This is a genomic window from Leyella stercorea (genome assembly GCF_021531355.1).
Lineage (GTDB): Bacteria > Bacteroidota > Bacteroidia > Bacteroidales > Bacteroidaceae > Prevotella.
Map to the genome: position 1 here is coordinate 13,829 of NZ_JADYTS010000022.1, position 20,766 is coordinate 34,594.

Annotated in this window: 17 protein-coding genes; 13 read left to right on the plus strand and 4 right to left on the minus strand. The window is 47.6% G+C overall.

Annotated elements, in window-relative coordinates; translation table 11 throughout:
• Nucleotides 1–51 precede the first annotated feature (51 nt).
• The 8 genes from I6E38_RS06670 to I6E38_RS06705 all read left to right on the plus strand — a co-directional run bounded on the left by I6E38_RS06670 (nt 52) and on the right by I6E38_RS06705 (nt 10,225).
• Nucleotides 52–1,200, plus strand: a complete 1,149-nt coding sequence (locus I6E38_RS06670; protein WP_235393240.1) for an AIR synthase-related protein — start codon at nt 52–54, stop codon at nt 1,198–1,200.
• A gap of 48 nt (nt 1,201–1,248) precedes the next feature.
• The gene (prfA, locus tag I6E38_RS06675) at nt 1,249–2,361 is read left to right on the plus strand and encodes a peptide chain release factor 1 (protein ID WP_235393217.1); all 1,113 of its coding nucleotides are present in this window, start codon (nt 1,249–1,251) and stop codon (nt 2,359–2,361) included.
• A 64-nt stretch (nt 2,362–2,425) separates the two neighbouring features.
• Nucleotides 2,426–3,253, plus strand: a complete 828-nt coding sequence (gene pyrF / locus I6E38_RS06680) for an orotidine-5'-phosphate decarboxylase (RefSeq protein WP_235393218.1) — start codon at nt 2,426–2,428, stop codon at nt 3,251–3,253.
• Between the two features lie 201 nt (nt 3,254–3,454).
• Complete coding sequence (lpxD, locus tag I6E38_RS06685) at nt 3,455–4,483, plus strand: UDP-3-O-(3-hydroxymyristoyl)glucosamine N-acyltransferase (RefSeq protein WP_235393219.1); 1,029 nt, start codon at nt 3,455–3,457, stop codon at nt 4,481–4,483.
• A gap of 6 nt (nt 4,484–4,489) precedes the next feature.
• The gene (locus I6E38_RS06690; RefSeq protein ID WP_235393220.1) at nt 4,490–5,878 is read left to right on the plus strand and encodes a bifunctional UDP-3-O-[3-hydroxymyristoyl] N-acetylglucosamine deacetylase/3-hydroxyacyl-ACP dehydratase; all 1,389 of its coding nucleotides are present in this window, start codon (nt 4,490–4,492) and stop codon (nt 5,876–5,878) included.
• Between the two features lie 24 nt (nt 5,879–5,902).
• Entirely contained in the window at nt 5,903–6,673 is a 771-nt protein-coding gene (lpxA, locus tag I6E38_RS06695; protein WP_235393221.1) for an acyl-ACP--UDP-N-acetylglucosamine O-acyltransferase, read from the plus strand.
• 90 nt (nt 6,674–6,763) lie between these two features.
• Complete coding sequence (miaA, locus tag I6E38_RS06700) at nt 6,764–7,672, plus strand: tRNA (adenosine(37)-N6)-dimethylallyltransferase MiaA (protein WP_235393222.1); 909 nt, start codon at nt 6,764–6,766, stop codon at nt 7,670–7,672.
• 63 nt (nt 7,673–7,735) lie between these two features.
• The gene (locus I6E38_RS06705) at nt 7,736–10,225 is read left to right on the plus strand and encodes a transglycosylase domain-containing protein (RefSeq protein WP_235393223.1); all 2,490 of its coding nucleotides are present in this window, start codon (nt 7,736–7,738) and stop codon (nt 10,223–10,225) included.
• 123 nt (nt 10,226–10,348) lie between these two features.
• Here I6E38_RS06705 and I6E38_RS06710 read toward each other — a convergent pair whose 3' ends face one another.
• From I6E38_RS06710 to gyrA, 3 genes are all read right to left on the minus strand, one after another.
• A complete protein-coding gene (locus tag I6E38_RS06710; RefSeq protein WP_235393224.1) occupies nt 10,349–11,554 on the minus strand; it encodes a tetratricopeptide repeat protein in 1,206 nt (401 codons plus the stop codon).
• An 89-nt stretch (nt 11,555–11,643) separates the two neighbouring features.
• Complete coding sequence (locus tag I6E38_RS06715; RefSeq protein WP_235393225.1) at nt 11,644–12,849, minus strand: tetratricopeptide repeat protein; 1,206 nt, start codon at nt 12,847–12,849, stop codon at nt 11,644–11,646.
• Nucleotides 12,850–12,871: 22 nt separating this feature from the next.
• The gene (gyrA, locus tag I6E38_RS06720; protein ID WP_235393226.1) at nt 12,872–15,418 is read right to left on the minus strand and encodes a DNA gyrase subunit A; all 2,547 of its coding nucleotides are present in this window, start codon (nt 15,416–15,418) and stop codon (nt 12,872–12,874) included.
• A gap of 253 nt (nt 15,419–15,671) precedes the next feature.
• Between gyrA and I6E38_RS06725 the strand changes: the two genes are divergently transcribed.
• Both I6E38_RS06725 and I6E38_RS06730 read left to right on the plus strand, forming a co-directional pair.
• Nucleotides 15,672–16,193, plus strand: coding sequence for a ferritin (locus tag I6E38_RS06725; protein WP_235393227.1), 522 nt, complete (start codon nt 15,672–15,674; stop codon nt 16,191–16,193).
• Between the two features lie 565 nt (nt 16,194–16,758).
• On the plus strand, nt 16,759–17,802 hold the full coding sequence (locus I6E38_RS06730) for a carbohydrate porin (protein ID WP_235393228.1): 1,044 nt from the start codon (nt 16,759–16,761) through the stop codon (nt 17,800–17,802).
• Nucleotides 17,803–17,811: 9 nt separating this feature from the next.
• Here I6E38_RS06730 and trxA read toward each other — a convergent pair whose 3' ends face one another.
• Nucleotides 17,812–18,303, minus strand: a complete 492-nt coding sequence (gene trxA / locus I6E38_RS06735; RefSeq protein ID WP_235393229.1) for a thioredoxin — start codon at nt 18,301–18,303, stop codon at nt 17,812–17,814.
• 147 nt (nt 18,304–18,450) lie between these two features.
• Between trxA and I6E38_RS06740 the strand changes: the two genes are divergently transcribed.
• Genes I6E38_RS06740 through I6E38_RS06750 form a run of 3 tightly spaced genes read left to right on the plus strand, consistent with a single transcriptional unit; the run spans nt 18,451 to nt 20,739 of the window.
• Entirely contained in the window at nt 18,451–18,888 is a 438-nt protein-coding gene (locus tag I6E38_RS06740) for a LexA family protein (protein WP_235393230.1), read from the plus strand.
• Between the two features lie 28 nt (nt 18,889–18,916).
• Nucleotides 18,917–20,200 (plus strand): Y-family DNA polymerase, encoded by a 1,284-nt coding sequence (locus I6E38_RS06745; RefSeq protein WP_235393231.1) that lies wholly within the window; start codon nt 18,917–18,919, stop codon nt 20,198–20,200.
• A gap of 38 nt (nt 20,201–20,238) precedes the next feature.
• Nucleotides 20,239–20,739, plus strand: coding sequence for a GNAT family N-acetyltransferase (locus I6E38_RS06750; protein WP_235393232.1), 501 nt, complete (start codon nt 20,239–20,241; stop codon nt 20,737–20,739).
• Nucleotides 20,740–20,766: the final 27 nt, after the last annotated feature.

Sequence of the window (20,766 nt, forward strand, 5' to 3'; positions counted from 1 at the left end):
TTTAATCGAAACATATCAAATAAAATAACAATGGACAAATCCAATAGATACATGATGCGCGGAGTCAGCGCCGCCAAGGAAGATGTGCACAATGCTATCAAGAACATTGACAAGGGTCTTTATCCTCAGGCTTTCTGCAAGATTATCCCCGACATTTTAGGTGGTGATCCAGAATATTGCAACATCATGCATGCTGACGGTGCAGGTACGAAATCGTCACTTGCCTATATGTACTGGAAGGAAACTGGCGATATCAGCGTATGGAAGGGCATTGCTCAGGACGCTATCGTAATGAATACTGATGACCTGCTCTGCGTAGGCGCTGTAGACAACATCCTTGTGTCAAGCACTATCGGACGCAACAAGATGCTCGTTCCGGGCGAGGTTATCTCGGCCATCATCAACGGTACAGACGAACTGCTTGCCGAATTGCGCGGAATGGGCGTTGGCGTATATGCTACCGGTGGCGAGACAGCCGACGTTGGCGACCTCGTACGCACTATCATTGTCGACTCTACTGTGACTTGCCGTATGAAGCGCAAGGACGTTATCGACAATGCCAACATCCGTCCTGGCGACGTTATCGTAGGTCTTGCTTCTTTCGGACAGGCTACTTACGAGAAACAGTACAATGGCGGTATGGGTTCTAACGGATTGACAAGTGCTCGTCATGACGTTTTCTCAAAGTATCTTGCTGAGAAATATCCCGAAAGCTACGACCACGCTGTGCCCGAGGAACTTGTTTATAGCGGCGGCTGCCGTCTGGACGACGAGGTAGAAGGTGCCCCCGTCAATGCAGGTCAGCTCGTACTCTCACCTACCCGCACTTATGCTCCGGTAATCAAGCGACTGCTTGACGAACTGCGTCCAGAGATTCACGGTATGGTTCACTGTACTGGCGGCGCACAGACCAAGGTTCTGCACTTCGTAGGCGACAACTGCCGTGTAATCAAGGACAACATGTTCCCCGTTCCTCCATTGTTCCGCGTAATCCAGGAGCAGAGTCAGACCGACTGGAAGGAAATGTACAAGGTGTTCAACATGGGTCACCGCATGGAGATTTACGTACGTCCTGAAGTTGCCGAGAAGGTGATTGAGATCAGCAAGAGCTTCAACATCGACGCCCAGATTGTAGGCCACATCGAGGAAGGCAAGCGCTCGCTGCTCATCAAGTCGGAATATGGTGAATTCGAATATTAATCTTATATAGTTGAGCAATTTCAGTACTCATCTACATAATAATAACAAATGGCAGAAAACAATAATATATTAGAAAAGCTTGACGGACTGGAGGCACGCTATGAGGAAGTGTCAACCCTTATCACCGACCCTTCGGTGATTGCCGACCAGCAGCGTTATGTGAAACTGACAAAGGAATATAAGGACCTTGAAGACATCATGAAACTTCGCCAGAAGTATATCAATTGTCTTAACGGTATTGCTGAGGCAAAGGACATCATCATGAACGAGCAGGATCCTGACATGAAGGAGATGGCGCGCGAGGAACTTGCCACAAACGAAGAACTTCAGCCCAAACTCGAGGAAGAGATAAAGATTGCACTTGTACCAAAGGACCCTGAGGACGCTAAGAACGTACAGATGGAGGTTCGCGCCGGAACTGGTGGCGACGAGGCTTGTCTCTTTGCAGGCGAGATATTCATGATGTACAAGAAGTATTGCGAATCGAAGGGCTGGACTGTATCCGTTACAAGCGAGAGTGAAGGCGCAGTAGGCGGCTTCAAGGAAATCTGCTTTGCAGTAAGTGGCGACAACGTATACGGCACATTGAAGTATGAGTCGGGCGTTCATCGAGTGCAACGTGTTCCGGTTACAGAGTCCAACGGCCGTATGCAGACTTCTGCAGCTACCGTTGCCGTTCTTCCTGAGGCAGACCCGTTTGAGGTAAACATCAACGAGGGCGAAATCAAATGGGACACATTCCGCTCTTCAGGTGCTGGTGGTCAGAACGTGAACAAGGTGGAGTCAGGTGTGCGTGCCCGCTATATGTGGAAGAACCCAAACACCGGCGAGGTAGAAGAAATCCTCATCGAATGTACAGAGACCCGCGACCAGCCCAAGAACAAGGAAAGAGCTCTTGCACGTCTGCGTACATATATTTATGATAAAGAGCACCAGAAGTATGTTGACGATATTGCCAACCGCCGTAAGACTCTCGTCTCTACTGGCGACCGCTCAGCAAAGATTCGTACATACAACTTCCCGCAGGGCCGTGTCACCGACCATCGCATCGGCATGACCGTATACGACCTTCCTGGCTTCATGGGCGGCAACATCCAGTCGATGATTGACGCGCTCACCGTGGCTGAGAATGCAGAGAAGATGAAGGAGAACGAATTGTAATCATCAATTATAACATCAGTTGTAAATACTAATTGAATTATCAATTTATAAAAGACTAATCGTTATGAACAGATCAGAATTAGTAAATCAGATAAAGACCAAGCGCTCTTTTCTGTGCGTGGGTCTTGACACCGACCTCAAGAAGGTTCCGGCACACATACTCAACGAGGAAGACCCGATTTTCGCTTTCAACAAAGCCATCATCGACGCCACAGCTCCTTACTGTGTATCGTACAAGCCAAACCTCGCATTCTATGAGGCATTCGGCGTGAAGGGACTCATCTCGTTTGAGAAGACAATCAAATATCTCAAGGAGAACTATCCAAACCACTTCATCGTAGCAGACGCCAAGCGCGGTGACATTGGCAACACAAGTGCCATGTACGCACGCACATTCTTCGAGGAATACGATGTTGACTCGCTCACAGTAGCTCCTTACATGGGCGAGGACAGCGTCACTCCGTTCCTTGGCTATAAGGACAAATGGGTGATTGTACTTGCATTGACAAGCAACAAGGGCAGCCACGACTTCCAGCTTACAGAAGACAAGCAGGGCGAGCGACTCTTTGAGAAAGTGCTCCGCACATCACAGCTGTGGGGTTCAAAGGACAATATGATGTATGTTGTAGGCGCTACACAGGGTCGTATGTTTGAGGACATCCGTAAGATTGTACCCGACCACTTTCTGCTCGTTCCGGGCGTAGGCGCACAGGGCGGCTCACTCGAAGAAGTATGCAAGTACGGCATGAATTCAGAATGCGGACTTCTTGTGAACAGTTCACGCGGTATTATCTACGCATCCAACGGCGAAGACTTTGCTGAGGTAGCTGCACAGAAGGCAGAAGAGCTGCAGAAACAGATGGATCAAGAACTTCAAAAGTACGGCATATAACCCTAAATAAACCTTTTTAGGGATAAAAGTTGGCATTATTATGTTCAAAACACGAAATTAATAGTGCTAAAATGCTGTATCTAAATAAAATTTCTTATTTTTGCAAAGATAATATTACAGTGTTGTGGCTAAAAGGCGTTAGTCCTATTCGGCCACAACACTTACTAACTTATAAGAAACAAAGAATAGACATTATAAAAAATGGAATTTACAGCAGAACAAATCGCTAGTGTCATCGGTGGAAAAGTAGAAGGCAACAACAATGCAGCCGTACACACCTTTGCAAAAATAGAGGAAGGTGTTGAAGGAGCCATTTCGTTCCTCTCAAACCCCAAATACACCCACTACATTTACGACACAAAATCATCCATTGTAATAATAAATGAGGATGTAGAGCTGGAAAAGCCAGTTGCTACAACACTCATACGTGTCAAGAATGCCTATGAAAGCATAGCCAAACTGCTTCAGATATATGAGGCAAGCAAGCCTAAGAAGACAGGCATTGCGCCACAAGCCTACATTGCACCGACAGCAAAAGTCGGCAAGGATTGTTATGTAGGACCTTTTGCATGCATAGGCGAAAACACAGTTATTGGCGACGGCTGTCAAATCTATCCACATGCCATTGTAGGTGACAACGTAAAAATTGGTTCTGGCTGTATTTTATATCCTAATACAACAATCTATCATGGTTGTAAATTGGGAAACAATGTCACATTGCATGCAGGTAGCGTAATCGGTGCCGACGGCTTCGGATTTGCACCTAACGCCGATGGCTACGACAAGATTCCTCAGATAGGTATCGTCACTATAGAGGACAATGTAGAAATTGGAGCAAACACTTGCGTTGACCGTTCCACAATGGGTTCAACCATTATCCGCAAGGGTGTGAAACTTGACAATCTTGTTCAGATTGCTCACAATGTAGAAATTGGCGAGAATACAGTAATGTCGGCTCAAGTCGGTATTGCTGGTAGCACAAAGGTCGGCTCTTGGTGTATGTTTGGCGGTCAGGTAGGACTTGCCGGACACATCACAATTGGCGACAAGACTTTCCTCGGTGCACAATCTGGCGTACCAGGAAGCATTAAGGGCGGAGAGGAGCTTATCGGTACTCCTCCGATGAATCCACGTGCATACTTCAAGTCACAGGCGATTTTCCGTCGTCTGCCAGATATGTACAAAGACTTAGCCGACCTTAAAAAGGAAATAGAACAACTGAAAAAATAATAATATATGTCATCAAAACAGAAGACACTAAAGGGTAGTTTCTCCCTGTGCGGCAAAGGACTCCACACTGGTTTGAGCCTTACCGTTACATTCAATCCTGCTCCAGAAAACACCGGGTACAAGATACAACGAATTGACCTTGACGGAATGCCTATCATTCAGGCTATTGCCGAAAATGTAGTAGACACACAGCGCGGCACCGTTCTGGGCAAGGACGATGTACGTGTATCAACCATCGAACATGGAATGTCGGCACTTTATGCTATGGGTATTGACAACTGTCTTATCCAGGTAAATGGTCCCGAGTTCCCTATTCTTGACGGTAGTGCTGCATTGTATGTTCAGAAAATCAATGAAATTGGTGTTGAGGAACAGAATGCGCCAAAGGATTGGTATGTAATCCGTCATAAGATAGAGGTGAAAGATGAAGAGACAGGTTCTTGCATCACTATCCTGCCTGATGAGGAATTCTCACTCACAGCAATGTGCTCATTCAATTCGAAATTCATCAATTCACAGTTTGCCACACTCGACTGCGTGGAAAAATTTGCTGAAGAGATTGCCCCGGCACGCACATTCGTCTTCGTTCGTGACATCGAGCCTCTGCTTAAGGCCAACCTTATTAAGGGTGGCGACTTGGACAATGCCATCGTTATTTACGAGAAGCAGACCACACAGGAGCGTCTTGATTCATTGGCCGACATGCTGAAGGTAGAGCGTCGTGACGCTAATGAATTGGGCTACATACAGCACAAGCCTCTCGTATGGGAGAATGAGTGTACAAGACACAAGCTTCTTGATATCATTGGCGACATGGCCCTGATTGGCAAGCCTATCAAGGGACGCATCATAGCCACACGTCCAGGTCATACAATCAACAATAAGTTTGCCCGCCAGATGCGCCGTGAGATTCGTAAGCACGAGATACAAGCTCCTATATACGATCCCAACGAGACTCCGATAATGGACAACATCAGAATACGTGAGCTTCTGCCCCACCGTTATCCTATGCAGCTCGTTGACAAGGTTGTAGCTCTTGGCGCAACAAGTATTGTTGGTGTAAAGAACGTCACAGCCAATGAGCCGTTCTTCACTGGTCACTTCCCGCAAGAGCCAGTGATGCCTGGAGTGCTTCAGATTGAGGCTATGGCACAATGTGGCGGTCTGCTCGTACTCAACACACTTGAGGAGCCTGAGCGTTGGTCTACATATTTCATGAAGATTGACGACGTGAAATTCCGCCATAAGGTAGTTCCTGGAGACACATTGCTCTTCAAGGTTGACCTGCTTTCGCCATTACGTCATGGTATCTCATCAATGAAAGGCTATGTATTTGTAGGCGACCATGTAGTATCAGAAGCCACATTTACAGCTCAGATTGTTAAGAACAAATAGAATTCAATTCAAAAAAACTTCAAGATGAATCAGATAAGCCCCTTAGCATACGTCCATCCCGAAGCAAAGCTCGGCGACAACAATATCATTGGCCCGTTCTGCTATATTGACCGCAATGTTGAAATTGGCGACAACAATGTAATGCAAAACAGTGTGACCATTCATGTAGGAGCACGCATCGGAAACAGCAATGAGTTTTTCCCGGGTGCAAGCATCTCTACCAAACCTCAGGATTTGAAATTCAGAGGCGAGGAAACCATCTGCCGAGTTGGAGACAACAACAGTATTCGTGAGAATGTAACCATATCACGTGGCACAGCCTCAAGAGGCGAGACTATTGTTGGTTCTAACAATCTGCTTATGGAGTGTGTACACGTTGCACATGACTGCGTTCTCGGTAGCGGCCTGATTATTGGCAACTCTACCAAACTTGCTGGCGAGGTTGTAGTTGACGACAATGCTATTATTTCAGCTAATGTTCTTTGCCACCAGTTCTGCAGAATCGGTGGTTATGTGATGATTCAGGGTGGATGCCGATTCAGCCAAGACATTCCTCCTTTTATCATTGCAGGTAAAGAACCGACTAAATATTGCGGATTGAATCTTGTTGGACTCCGTCGTCGCGGATTCTCTAACGAGAAGATTGACCTCATCCACAATGCCTACCGCAAATTATACTCTAAGGGTATAATGTCTGAGGGCATTCAAGAGATAAAGAACGAACTTGAGATTACTAAGGAAGTTCAATATATTATTGATTTCGTAGAGTCTTCAAAGAGAGGTATTATACGCTAAAACGTATTTATCAGATAAAGGGAGCTAAGTAGAGTATAAAAGACAAATGTCTACTTAACTCCCATTTTTTATATTCACATTAAGACAATAATGAGCAAGAAACTTATTGTTATTGTAGGCCCCACCGGCGTAGGAAAGACAGAATTATGTTTGCAGATTGCCGAACATCTCAACATCCCTATTATCAATGCCGATTCGCGTCAGATTTTCAGCGAAATACCAATTGGAACAGCAGCCCCAACTTTTGAGCAGCAGAAGCGTGTAAAGCATTATTTTGTCGGCAATCACCACCTTGACGATTATTATAGCGCTTCGTTATTTGAAGAAGATGTAATGCATCTGCTCACCGACAATCTCTTTAACACCTCCGATGTAGCGCTTATGAGCGGTGGTTCGATGATGTACATTGACGCTGTATGCAATGGTATTGACGAAATTCCTACCATTGACGACAATACACGTGAATGGATGAAGCAGCGATTGGAAACAGAAGGTTTGCCAGCGCTTGTCGACGAACTTAAAGTATTAGACCATGAGCATTGGAAGATTGTCGACCGCAACAACCCACGCCGTGTAGTGCACGCTCTCGAAATATGCCACATGACTGGTAAAACCTACACGTCATTCAGACAAAACACCAAGAAGCAACGTCCTTTCGATATAATAAAGGTCGGGCTGAATCGCGACCGTGAAGAACTGTACAACCGTATAAATGCACGTGTACTGCAGATGTTCGACGAAGGACTCGTAGACGAAGCACTTGCGGTATACGACAAGCGAAGTTTGAACTCTCTGAACACTGTCGGATATAAAGAGACATTCGAATACCTTGACGGACTTATTACAATGAACCAATGCATATTCAACATACAAAGCAACAGCCGCCGCTACTGCCGCAAACAGCAGACATGGTTCAAACGAGACAAGAGTATAATGTGGTTCCATCCCGACAACATTAAAGAAATCATAAATTATATAGACAAGCAACTGATAGATTAAACTATTTTCGTACATTTGCAAGATAATATACCAAGATTAGCAAACAAAATTAATCATTTTAAGATGAAAAAAATAAAAGACATTCTTATCTGGTGTAAGCGCAAGATCAAGGCGTTTTGGCCTTGGTATCGCAATTTGTATAAAGGCAAAGCGTGGTACACCAAGACTCTTGTAGGATTTGCGTCCTGCATAGTTGCGTTTTTCATCTACCTTGGAATGGTAGACACAAACTTCTTGTGGCTGTTTGGCAAATCACCAGGTTTTTACACTATCATGAATCCTGAGACACATGAAGCATCTGAGATTTACAGTGCTGACGGTGTAATGATTGGTAAATACTTCAACGAGAATCGAACACCAGTAAAATACGAAGAAGTAAATCCTGCTTTCTGGAAAGCGCTTATCGATACTGAGGACGAACGATTCTACAGCCATCACGGCATTGACTATCCCGGACTTATAGGAGCTGTGAAGGATGCTGTTCTACATCACGACGCTCGTGGAGCATCTACCATCACCCAGCAGCTTGCTAAGAACATGTTCCGTGTGCGCACCGACTATTCTACAGGATTGCTTGGCAAGATACCTGGTGTTCGCATGCTCATCATGAAGTCCAAGGAATGGATTATTGCTACAAAGTTGGAGTTGACACACGACAAGAAGGATATTATTACGATGTATGCCAACACTGTCGACTTCGGTTCTAACGCATTTGGAATAAAGACAGCTTCAAAGACCTACTTCAACTGCACGCCCAAGGACCTCACCACCGACCAGGCTGCTATACTTGTAGGAATGCTCAAGGCTACCACCTATTATAATCCTATCTCGCATCCCGAGAACTCGCTGCGTCGACGCAACATCGTACTCAGCAACATGCTGAAACATGGCGACTTGACACGCGACGAATACGATGAAATGAGCCAGAACCCAATAAAGCTCAACTACAGCGTGGAGAGCAACTACGACGGTCAGGCACTCTACTTCCGAGAGGCTGTCTCAGCAGAACTCAAGGACTGGTGCCGCGAAAACGGATACGACCTCTACAGCTCAGGCTTGAAGATTTATACCACCATCGACTCGCGTATGCAGAGGTACGCAGAGGAAGCTGCTGCCAAACAAATGAAGCAGATTCAGCGCAACTTCAACAACCATTGGGGCAATCAAGAGCCATGGCAGGACGAGAATCATAACGTCATCCCTAACTTCATTGAAGGAATCGCCCAGAAGCAACCAGTTTACAAGAATCTTCTGGCACGCTTCCCAAACAACCCCGACTCTATCCAGTACTATCTCAACCGTCCGCATAAGGTAAAGCTGTTCGACTACGAGCATGGTACTATTGAGAGGGATATGTCGACGATGGACTCTATCCGCTACATGGTTCACTTCATGCACTGTGCATTCGTGGCAATGGAGCCTAAGACAGGCGATGTGAAAGCATGGGTAGGCGACATCGACTTCAAGTCGTGGAAGTACGACAAGGTTACTGCTATGCGCCAGCCCGGTTCAACATTCAAGCTGTTTGTCTACACCGAGGCGATGAACCAGGGACTGACCCCTTGCGACAAGCGTCGCGACGAATACATCTCAATGCAGGTATATGACAAAAAAGCAGGAACAGAAGTAACATGGACACCGACCAATGCCAACGGTTCGTTCTCAGGCGATTCAATTCCGCTGAAGGGTGCATTTGCACGAAGCATCAACTCTATTGCTGTTCGACTCGGACAGGAAATGGGCGTTACACGTATAGCCGAGACCGCCCACAAGATGGGTATTGAGAGTCCACTCGACGAAACTCCGTCACTCACACTTGGATCAAGCGACGTGACGCTGCTGGAATTGGCTAACGCATACTCTACTGTAGCCAACGACGGCAAGTACATCAAGCGCCGACTCGTAACACGTATTATCGACCGCAATGGCAAGGAGATTTATGGGCCATCTGTCAGCGAAGAGCAGGTAATACCATACAGAAGTGCATACCTCATGCAGCAACTGCTCATGAGTGGATTGCGTGAGCCTGGCGGCACATCTATGAGCCTCAATGGTTATGTAGGACAATACCGCGACACCGATTGGGGCGGAAAGACTGGAACTTCGAACAACCACTCCGACGCCTGGTTTATGGGGGTTAGCCCTAACCTTGTAGTAGGAGCATGGGTAGGCGGCGAATATCGCTGCATCCACTTCCGCACTGGAGCCTTAGGTCAGGGTTCGCGTACGGCACTGCCAATCTGCGGATACTTCCTTGACGCTGTGTTGAAAGACCCAGCATTCAGTCAGTATCATGCCAAGTTCGGCAAGCCCAAGGACGAAAGCATTACATCGTCTATGTACAACTGTAATAGTTATGTTCCAAGAGCTAAAGCTGACACATCATTCAAAGACAGTATAAGGGTTGAAGAAGAAATCGTACTCGACGAGGACGGTAATCCGGTAGAACGTCAGTTGCCTATCTCAAGCAATAAGGAGCAGCAACCTGCCGACCAGCAACAAAAGGAACACAAGACCCCGAAAGAACAACCCGTGAGTCTTGACAACTTATAAAAGTTGAGAATTGAGAGTTGAGAGTTATGATTACATTTGATATAAATTTTATTATCAAAATCAACATATCATAACTCTCAACTCTAAATTCTCAACTTTAAATTTATAACACTCAACTCTCAATTATTTTTTCAAGAGTTTGTCAATCTCTTCAAACTCGCGTCCCATATTCAAGTTGAGATAGATAGTATACAGAGGGACTCCCCATTTAGCTTTTTCGTTAGGAGCAAGTTTTCTGTACTCCTGCATATACGGCAGACACTTTCTGTAAAGCGTCTTCAGCTTCTGTGTCTTCTCCTTACTGTGCCTCATCGTGCCTTCAATGTAAGTAGCTTGATTGAAGTAAGCCAAAGCAGCATTCAGATAGACATCAGCAAAAGTCTTGTCTTTCGCAATCACCTTGTCGCAAATGCTAACACATTCGTCAAAATTCTGATTGGCAAGCAGCACGGTAGATTTGGCAAACAATGGCACCACACTTGCAGTATCAGCCTTTATAGCGTCATCGCACAATGCAATTGCAGTTTTATACTTACCTGTCTTGTAGTAGTGGTCAAACAGATGCGAGAAGAAATACTTAGATTGTGGATAGCGTGCAAAACCACTCTCAAGCACTTCAACGAATTTGGCGACATCAGCCTTCTTGCGATACGTTTCAGCAATATACTGATAAGTCATCTCCAGTCTTATCGTATCAGTCTGGGCAATATTCGAGTAGTTCAATGTTCGCTCAGCATCATTCAGCTTATACCCACAATATACAGTATAGAATCCTGCCGTTGCTATCTTCTTGTCCTTGTTCTGATAGTCGTACGACGTGAAGATAGGCTGGCTCGCGCAGTCAATATAAGCAGCAAACAGACCATAGGCATTCTTGAAATCGTTCTTGCCTACGAAGTACAATCCACCATTATACAAATTACCCCTCAGTTGATTGAGATATTCGGCGTGACGCTTACGATACTTCATCTTGGCAGGTTGCACACCCTTCAGATTCCATTCCACCGAATCGAGTCCTTCCAACACACCAAACATCCTGTAGGCAGCAAGGAAGAGTTTTGCTGTATCCGCCTTTTGTTTCAGATACATCTGTTCGTTTACCGTTTCATACTGTTTTCTGACAGCGTCAAAAAGCACGAGCCAAATCTTCTCATTGGCTTTGTTGGTAGAATCGGCAAGCAGCTTGCGCATTGAAGCCTCAGCCTCCACCAACGATTTTCCGGCCTTGACATCATCCTTTGCCTTCGATATTTCTTTCTTCTGTGCACAGACAGTCAGAGGCATACCGAGGCAGAAAGCCAAAACCATAAACAATAATTTCCTGAACATATCCCTACTATATAAAAAATGAAAAGGTGCGCAATCATGTCTTTCACAGAACATGGTGGCGCACCTGATTTTGTTGAAGCTGTTACAATTTACTTGTTAGGATCCAAGGCCTTTGTACGGCTGTCATCTGCACCATAAAGAACATAATATGTATTATAAAGCAGATACTTCCAGTTAGCTTCCTGCTGGTTGGGGTCAAGATCGCGAGCCTTCTCCAGATAGCCCTGAGTCTCGGTCAGAATTTTCTTCTGCTCGTTAACGTCCTGCAAGTTAGCAGCCTTGTTATTGTTGCAGAATCCCATCCATGTCAGAACGAGTGCATTCTCCTTGATTGAGTTAGCCTTCTTGAAGTCGGCAAGAGCCTCATCCCACTTGCTCTCGTTCATCTCAGCCTGACCCTTCACAGCCCAAGCTGTGAAGCAGTTAGGATCGCTTGCGAGGCGATCCTCGATAACCTTCATCTGCTTGTCCTTCATGTTAAGGTTGCCATACAGAGTAGCAAGGTTTGTGAAGATGGTCTCGCTCTTGTCCTTTGCATAAAGGTCCTCGAAACTCTTCAGACACTTCAGTGAGTCCTCCTTAGTCTTCATCGACTGCTGCATCATAGCCAGCTTCAGTCCCAATGCGTCTTTATACGAAGCAGTATCTTGCAGAGCGATGTCGATGTACTTGTTTGCATCGTCCATGTTCTTGGCCTGATAAGCGATAACACCAGCTACACGAGCCACCTCACCGAGATAAGTATCCGGCGACTTGGTCTTGTCGAAATCGTCGAACAAGGCTGAAGTACCACTGTTTACATAAGTAGCATAGAAGTTGAAAGCACCCTTGTTGTCCTCCTTCTGCAAGCAGTCCTGACCGGCATTGATGAGGTTCAGACGCAGAGGCCACAGAGCAGTCTGGTTCTTCTTGTGGAACTTAGGAGCCACTTTGCCCTTAGCGTTAGGCTGACGATCGTACTTATCGCACTCCATAGCGTCGTTGAGAGCATTTGTGAGTGAAGCATACAAGCCTTCCTTGTCAACAGGCTTCAGCTTGCCATCCTTCTGGCCCATCTGTTCCATCACCTGATTCTCGCTCATTACGGCCATTTCCTTGTTCACCTTCTGGAGCGAGAGCTCTACGAGCTTGTTGTAAGCCTTAGCCTTGTCCTCATTGTTCAATGAAGAGAGGCAAGCTCCGAGCTGAGACTTTGCCTCAGCATAGTCTTTCGACTTGAGGACGCTCTTCACGTCCTGTGCAAATGCAGATGAGGTAGCTGCTACCATCACTGCCAACATAAACAATTTTCTCATATTCAAATATATTTAATATGTTTTATTTTTCATTTTCCGGCTTTGCCTCAGCAGTCTCTGTAGCCTCCGATTCTGTCGATGCTTGGTCGTCGGCAAGTTTTGCCTCAAGTTCCGAGCTCATCACCTTGCACACACTTGCAATCACATCGTTCTTTTTCGAGAGGTTGATAAGGCGAACGCCCTGCGTAGCACGTCCCATTACACGACAGTCGCTCACAGCCAGACGAATGGCAATGCCACTCTTGTTGATGATCATGAGGTCGTTGTCGTCGGTCACGTTCTTGATTGCTACCAGTCGGCCGGTCTTCTCCGTAATAGAGAATGTCTTCACACCCTTACCGCCACGGTTGGTCTTGCGATAGTCTTCCACCTGCGAACGCTTGCCGTAACCATTCTCCGATACCACCATTACGGTCTCAGTCTCGGCATCGTTTACGATAATCATGCCCACTACCTGGTCGTCGTCGCCGTCGAGCTGCATACCGCGTACACCAGTCGAAACACGTCCCATAGCGCGTACTGTATTCTCGTCGAAGCGTACGGCACGACCGTTGCGGTTGGCAAGGATAATCTCGTTCTTGCCGTTGGTCAGACGAACGTCTACCACCTCGTCACCCTCTACGATGTTAATGGCGTTCACACCATTGGTACGTGGACGTGAGTAAGCCTCCAGACAAGTCTTCTTGATGGTACCGTTCTTGGTGGCAAACACAACGTAGTGCGAATTTACAAACTCCTCGTCGTTCAGTCCGCGCAGACGCAGCATTGCATTTACCGAGTCGTCCGGCTCGATGTTGAGCATGTTCTGAATGGCGCGACCCTTGAAGTTCTTGTCACCCTCAGGTATCTCGTAGCACTTGAGCCAGTAGCAGCGACCCTTGCGTGTGAAGAACAGCATGGTCTGGTGCATTGTGGCAGGATATATATATTCGGTGAAGTCCTGCTCGCGTGTACGTGCACCCTTCGAGCCTACACCACCACGAGCCTGCTCGCGGAACTCGCTCAGCGGAGTGCGCTTGATGTATCCCATGTGGCTCACAGTGATAACCACCGGGTCGTTAGGATAGAAGTCCTCAGCGTTGAACTCATGTTCGAAAGGCTTGATTTCAGTACGACGCTCGTCGCCATACTTCTCCTTCACCTCGTTCAGCTCGTCCTTCATCACCTTCTTGCACAATTCGGGGTCGTCGAGTATCGACTGCAGATAAGCAATCTGACGCTCCAGTTCCTCAAACTCAGCATGCAGCTGATCCATACGCAATCCAGTCAACTGCGAGAGTCGCATGTCTACGATAGCCTTCGACTGTATTTCGTCCAGGTCGAATCGCTTCTCCAAGTTGCGCTGAGCGTCGCTCGGAGTCTTCGAAGCGCGTATGATGTGCACCACCTCGTCGATGTTGTCGCAAGCGATGATGAGTCCTTCGAGAATGTGGGCACGCTCCTGCGCCTTCTTCAGGTCAAACTTGGTGCGGCGTATAGTCACATCGTGACGATGCTCTACGAAGTACTTCACACACTCCTTCAGCGTCAACAGACGTGGGCGTCCCTTCACCAGAGCGATGCAGTTCACCGAGAACGACGACTGCATTGCAGTCATCTTATACAGCTTGTTGAGGATTACATTGGCATTGGCGTCGCGCTTCACGTCTACTACGATACGCATACCCTGGCGGCCCGACTCGTCGTTAACGTTCGATATGCCGGTAATCTTACCCTCCTTCACGAGGTCGGCAATGCCAGCCACGAGGTCGGCCTTGTTTACGCCGTAAGGAATCTCAGTGATGACAATTTTGTCGTGCGAGTCGCCGCTTTCGATTTCCGACTTGGCGCGCATCATGATGCGTCCGCGTCCAGTCTCGTAAGCCTGCTTCACACCAGTCAGACCGTAGATATAAGCACCCGTAGGGAAGTCCGGAGCCTTGATATACTCCATCAGTCCGTCAACGTCAATGTCCGGATTGTCGATATATGCGCAGCAGCCGTCAATCACCTCGCCGAGGTTGTGTGTCGGAATGTTCGTAGCCATACCCACAGCAATACCGTTACCGCCGTTCACCAGTAGGTTAGGAATCTTTGTAGGCATTACTGACGGCTCCAGAAGGGTGTCGTCAAAGTTAGGCGTCATGTCTACGGTGTCCTTCTCAAGGTCGTCCATGATGTGCTCGCCCATCTTCGAGAGTCGGCACTCCGTATAACGCATGGCAGCCGGCGAGTCGCCGTCCACCGAGCCGAAGTTACCCTGACCGTCTACAAGCATGTATCGCATATTCCAGTCCTGACCCATACGCACCAGTGCACCGTAAACCGAAGAGTCGCCGTGCGGGTGATACTTACCCAGCACCTCACCTACGACGCGGGCACATTTCTTGTAAGGGTTAGAACTTGTGTTTCCGATGCCCAGCATTCCGTAAAGAATGCGGCGATGTACGGGCTTGAATCCGTCACGAACATCAGGCAGGGCACGAGCGACAATCACCGACATACTATAGTCGATGTACGAGGATTTCATCTCCTCTTCAATGTTAATCTTCAGAATCCTGTCCTGATCAATTGTCTGATTTTCGTCCATTTTATATTATATTGTTTAAGTTTCTTTCTGACGCTTGCCACATACTGCTTTCTACAAGCCTCTAAAAGCGCAAAATCACCGATTTTGCCGTTTATTTCGCTTCTAAGCGATTTGCAGCATCGCTTTCAAAGTGTAAAATTACTATTTTTTTATGACTTTACAGCACTTATAGCGCCTAAAAATACCATTTTTGTCTATTTTAATAGAAATAATGTATAACTTTGCAATAGTAAACCTTTAAAACAAAATTATTATGCTGAACAAAAAAATCGAAGAGGCTCTCAATGCCCAGATTAACGCCGAATTATGGTCGGCTTATCTTTATCTCTCTATGGCTGCTTATGCTCACGCCAATGGTAATCCTGGAATGGGCAACTGGTTTGAAGTACAGTTTAAGGAGGAACAAGACCATGCCAAGATTATGTTCAATTACATCATACAGCGTGGCGGTCGAGTAGAACTAAAGCCTATCGAGGCGGTGCCTACTACATGGGAGTCGCCGCTTGCGGTGTTTGAAGCCACGCTCGCTCACGAGCAAAAAGTGACATCGCTCATCAACAATCTCTTTGCTCTTTCTACTGCAGAGAACGACTATGCAACACAAAGTATGCTCAAATGGTTTATCGACGAGCAGGTGGAGGAAGAAGAAAACGCACAAAACATCATCGACAATCTCAGAATGATTCAGGGCAACGGCTACGGACTCTATATGCTCGACAAGGAACTTGCCGCACGCACATACGTTCAGCCTTCGCCATTGGCTGGCAAAGCATAGCTGAAATGTAGGTGTTGTAGTATGCAAATATCGTACAGGCAGTAAAAATGTGTTACAAATAAAAAAACGATTCTAGAGATTTCGAGAGCCGTTTTTATTGCTTGTTACGGCGTAATACATCATGTTTTTATCAAATAAGCCTCCGTTGCATTACAAAAGTAGTCCTTCGGGATTCCTTCGGGATTCCTTCGGGATGCTTTCGGGATTCCTTTTGTAATGTAACGGAGGCTTATTTTATGTACAAATGTATTCGTTTAGCAACGAAAAGGACAACTTTAGATTATGCGATAATTGCACACTTCTGTCGGTATTTGCGTAATTTGTTGTGTGTAAGTGATATACGCTTGCGCGCGCAAAACTCGAGAATTTTGAGCAAAAGATTTCTTCGTGCGTTCAACTCGCAGTTTTGAGCGATTAAAAATGCAAATATAAGTCTAATGGTTTTCTAATACTAATCTAATATTGCGGATAATTTACCTATTATTAGGTATTTTTATGTCATGAAAAAAGTCGTACTTTTGCAATTCCAAAAGAGTACTATAACTATAACATTGTGAGTACGATTATGAATCGTGTATTATTTGTCTTTTTATTAGGCTGTATAAATGCAAGCTTGGCGAGAGCGCAGAATATTAGTGGCGAATACACTACAGAATGGCAGTGGGATATGAAGAAGAAAACCAACTGGGTCAACCAACTCCGTTTGGACCTGAACATCCCATTTGGCAATGGTAAGGATTCTTTTGAGGCGGCAACCCTGCATGTCGCAAAAACCGACGACACCATTGCTGATGATTGGCAAGGATTCTCCAATATCGAAGCCGACAATATGTTTGCATCCATAGCTGTATTAGGTTTTATGCACGAGTGGAAGTCGGGACATGTGTTTTTAGGAGTGCGCAATGTCAATGAAGACTTCTTCACATCCGATGTCACGTCGCTTTTCTTGAATGGCTCGGAAGGTATCTTCCCAACCATTGCCGCAAGCTATCCGATAGCCAACTATCCCGTGTCGGGACTTACCGTTTATTTTGACGTTACAAAGGGTGCCTGGACATTCCGCAACAGCCTTTACAATGGTGTAGGCTACAACGGATGGAAGCGCTGTGACAATCCCTTCATAGTGCGCCCCAAGAAAGATGGTATCTTTAATATTTCGCAACTGGAATATTCGCGCGGAGGCTCCAATTATTTTGCTGGAGTGGCTGTACACAACCGTCAGTTTCCGATTGATGAAGAGGGCAAGATGGCCTCTGCCGATGAGGCATGTCGCCACACCTCATGCGCATGGTGGGTTTATGGCGAACAGACAGTATGGGCAGCAGCCGACCGAAGCGTAGCGTGCATGGCACAGTATTCTGAGAATACTAGTCGTGATAATGGCTGCTACAGATACGCCGAGTTGGGATGCGCATATACCGACAGCAGCAATGAATGTGGACTGTCAGCACAATACGCCCGTTTCAATCAGGGCACAGAACGTTCTGTCGAACTGACATGGCGACGACAGATCAACAAGACAATAGCCTTGCAGCCTTCGTTCCAGTACATCAACAATGACAATGGCGACTTCTTTGTGCTTTGCGCCCGTATGTGCATCAGCTTCTGATTGTATGTGTCATTTACTGATTTCGTTCACCATATTCTCAAAAGTCTCCTTAGGCATAGCCCCCATCTGTATTGTGGGTTTGCCCTTGGCGGGGATGAATAGGAAAGTGGGTATGCTCTGAATGCCAAACGTCTGAGCCAGTTCCTGCTCCTTGTCGATGTCCACCTTGTAGAAGTCCACCTTGCCGGCATACGCCTTGGCCATCTCCTCTACAATAGGCGCCATCATCTTGCACGGTCCGCACCATGTGGTGTAGAAGTCTATTACGGCAGGGCGCTTGCCCTCAAACACCCATTCCGTCTGATGCGTCTCATAGTCCATAATCTTCAGGCGGAAGTCGGCTGTAGAGAGATAAGTCACGGTGCCGTCGGCAGATGCAGCAGTGGCATCAGTGTTCTGTGCAGCAGTAGACATCTGTACGCTGTTGTCAGCCTTCTTATTGTTAGTACAGCCCGTGAGCATCAGGGCTGAAGCTAAAAGAATATAAAGTGGAGTTTTCATTTCTTTGCAATTCTGTTTTTAGTTACGATTTTCAGTAATGCTGCAAAGATAAACATTATATTTCAAACTACGGCAATCCAACGCCGTTAGTTTTTTTAACAACCCACAGCACCTCTATACAGCAATTATAATGTAATTTTGCATTACATGGAAAAGATAGAACTACTCAAGGGCGACTTCGCCAGCCAGCTGTCATTGGCACTCGCCCCTACCATAAAAGCCGGATTCCCCAGTCCTGCCGACGACTATCTGCACGACAGTCTCGACTTCAACCGCGACATGATCAAGAATCCCGAAGCCACATTCTACGGTCGCGTGTCGGGCGACTCCATGATTGAGGCAGGCATCTGCGACGGCGACATTGCCGTCATCGACCGCTCGCTCCAGCCGCTCGACGGTGACGTGATAGTAGCCTTCGTCAATGGCGAATTCACCATCAAGCGCCTCAACCTCAGCCACATGGCAGAGGGCTACGTCGAGCTGCTGCCCGCCAACCCCGCCTACTCACCCATACGCATCGATGCCGACGACAACTTCCGCGTGTGGGGCGTAGTGGTGTGGACCATCAAGCAATGGAGACGCTGACAATAACAACATATAAATACAAGAAAACATGAAATGGTATGCCATCTGCGATTGCGACAACTGCTACGTCAGTTGCGAGCGTGTCTTCCGGCCCGACCTGGAAGGCAAGCCCGTCGTCGTACTGTCCAATAACGACGGCTGCGTAGTGGCGCGCAGCAAGGAGGCCAAGCAGCTCGGCATCAAAGCTGGCACACCCTACTATCAGTTGCGCCAGCAGCTGCCCCAAGCCAGGATAGAAGCATTCTCGTCCAACTACGAACTGTATGGCGAACTGACAGCACGCGTCATGGCCATCATACGCGACATGTCGCCCATGTGCTTCCGCTACTCCATCGACGAAGCGTTCGCCATACTCGACGGTTTCACGCCCACTCAGCTCAAGCAGTGGGGCACACAGCTCCACGACCGAGTGCTGCAGTCGGTAGGAATGCCCCTCAGCATAGGCATAGCCCCCACAAAGACCCTCGCCAAGATGGCGTCACACTTCGCCAAGAAGCACCCCGGCTACAACCACTGCTGCATCATCGACACCGACGAGCGCCGCATCAAGGCATCGCGCCTCTACCCCATCGACGAAGTGTGGGGCATCGGCAGACGCTACGCCGCACGCCTCAACAGCATGGGCATCAACACCGCCCACGACTTCGCCAGCCATTCAGCCACATGGATAAACTCCACATTCCGTACCATAGTCGTTGAGCGCACGTGGGCTGAACTCAACGGCACCGACTGCAAACCCGACGACATCCCCGCACGCAAGAAGAGCATCTGCACGAGCCGCAGCTTCGACGGCATGGTGCACGACTTCGAGACCCTGCGCACCCACATAGCCAACTTTGCAGCACGCTGCGCCGAGAAGCTGCGCAAGCAGCAGTCGGCAGCCAGCATCGTGGGCGTGTTTGTCGACTCCAACCATTTCCGGCCCGAACTGCAGCAATACTCCAACATGACCGAGCAAAACCTCGCCACCCCGTCGTCGTCCACCATCGACATCGTCAAGGCAGCCACCGCCTGCCTGCGCCGCATCTATCGCCCCGACATCTACTACAAGCGAGCCGGAGTATTGCTCATAGGCGTGGTGCCAGACACAGCCATACAGCCCGACCTCTTCACCTTCGACGCCCTGCACCACAACCGCATGACTCAGCTCGACGCCGCTGTCGACAAAATCAACAAGGTAGACGGCACCGAGACCGTGCTACTCTCGTCGCAGCAATACCCTCAGGGCCGCAAGTTTGCCGATGCCATAAGGCACGAGCACAAGAGCCCCTGCCCCACGACACGATGGAAAGACATAATCAAACTGAAATGACAGAAAAACAATCCTTCATCAATAATCACACAAGCAATATGACAACAAAACCACAATTCACAGTACGCCCCGCCACCGAAGCCGACCTCCCCACCATCATGCAGCTCGTGAAGTCGGCAATCCAGATAATGCACAACAGCGGCAACACCGGACAATGGAAAGACGGCTATCCCGGCAAAGACATCATCATGGACGACATCACATCCCACACCTGCTACATCCTCATGTCTGAAGGCAAAGCGGTAGGATCGTTCGCCCTGAAACCAGGCCCCGACCCTACCTACTCTAAAATCTACAACGGCGCATGGCTCAACGACGAACCCTATTATGTAGTACACCGCGTTACGAGTCTGCCCGAAAATCACGGCACCTTCGCCGCCGTACTCAACTACAGCTTCGGCATCTGCAGCAACATACGCATCGACACCTTCTGCGACAACACCATCATGCGACACCTGCTCGAAAAGCACGGCTTCCACTACTGCGGAATCATACACGTAGCCAACGGCGACGAACGCCTGGCGTTCCACAAGATATAATAACTCAAAATCGCCAACGGCGACAAT

Excerpts from the sequence above, each read along its gene's own strand:
- I6E38_RS06670 (WP_235393240.1), top strand. The coding sequence starts at position 52 with ATGATGCGCGGAGTCAGCGCCGCCAAGGAAGATGTGCACAATGCTATC.
- prfA (WP_235393217.1), top strand. The coding sequence starts at position 1,249 with ATGGCAGAAAACAATAATATATTAGAAAAGCTTGACGGACTGGAGGCA.
- pyrF (WP_235393218.1), top strand. The coding sequence starts at position 2,426 with ATGAACAGATCAGAATTAGTAAATCAGATAAAGACCAAGCGCTCTTTT.
- lpxD (WP_235393219.1), top strand. The coding sequence starts at position 3,455 with ATGGAATTTACAGCAGAACAAATCGCTAGTGTCATCGGTGGAAAAGTA.
- I6E38_RS06690 (WP_235393220.1), top strand. The coding sequence starts at position 4,490 with ATGTCATCAAAACAGAAGACACTAAAGGGTAGTTTCTCCCTGTGCGGC.
- lpxA (WP_235393221.1), top strand. The coding sequence starts at position 5,903 with ATGAATCAGATAAGCCCCTTAGCATACGTCCATCCCGAAGCAAAGCTC.
- miaA (WP_235393222.1), top strand. The coding sequence starts at position 6,764 with ATGAGCAAGAAACTTATTGTTATTGTAGGCCCCACCGGCGTAGGAAAG.
- I6E38_RS06705 (WP_235393223.1), top strand. The coding sequence starts at position 7,736 with ATGAAAAAAATAAAAGACATTCTTATCTGGTGTAAGCGCAAGATCAAG.
- I6E38_RS06710 (WP_235393224.1), bottom strand. The coding sequence starts at position 11,554 with ATGTTCAGGAAATTATTGTTTATGGTTTTGGCTTTCTGCCTCGGTATG.
- I6E38_RS06715 (WP_235393225.1), bottom strand. The coding sequence starts at position 12,849 with ATGAGAAAATTGTTTATGTTGGCAGTGATGGTAGCAGCTACCTCATCT.
- gyrA (WP_235393226.1), bottom strand. The coding sequence starts at position 15,418 with ATGGACGAAAATCAGACAATTGATCAGGACAGGATTCTGAAGATTAAC.
- I6E38_RS06725 (WP_235393227.1), top strand. The coding sequence starts at position 15,672 with ATGCTGAACAAAAAAATCGAAGAGGCTCTCAATGCCCAGATTAACGCC.
- I6E38_RS06730 (WP_235393228.1), top strand. The coding sequence starts at position 16,759 with ATGAATCGTGTATTATTTGTCTTTTTATTAGGCTGTATAAATGCAAGC.
- trxA (WP_235393229.1), bottom strand. The coding sequence starts at position 18,303 with ATGAAAACTCCACTTTATATTCTTTTAGCTTCAGCCCTGATGCTCACG.
- I6E38_RS06740 (WP_235393230.1), top strand. The coding sequence starts at position 18,451 with ATGGAAAAGATAGAACTACTCAAGGGCGACTTCGCCAGCCAGCTGTCA.
- I6E38_RS06745 (WP_235393231.1), top strand. The coding sequence starts at position 18,917 with ATGAAATGGTATGCCATCTGCGATTGCGACAACTGCTACGTCAGTTGC.
- I6E38_RS06750 (WP_235393232.1), top strand. The coding sequence starts at position 20,239 with ATGACAACAAAACCACAATTCACAGTACGCCCCGCCACCGAAGCCGAC.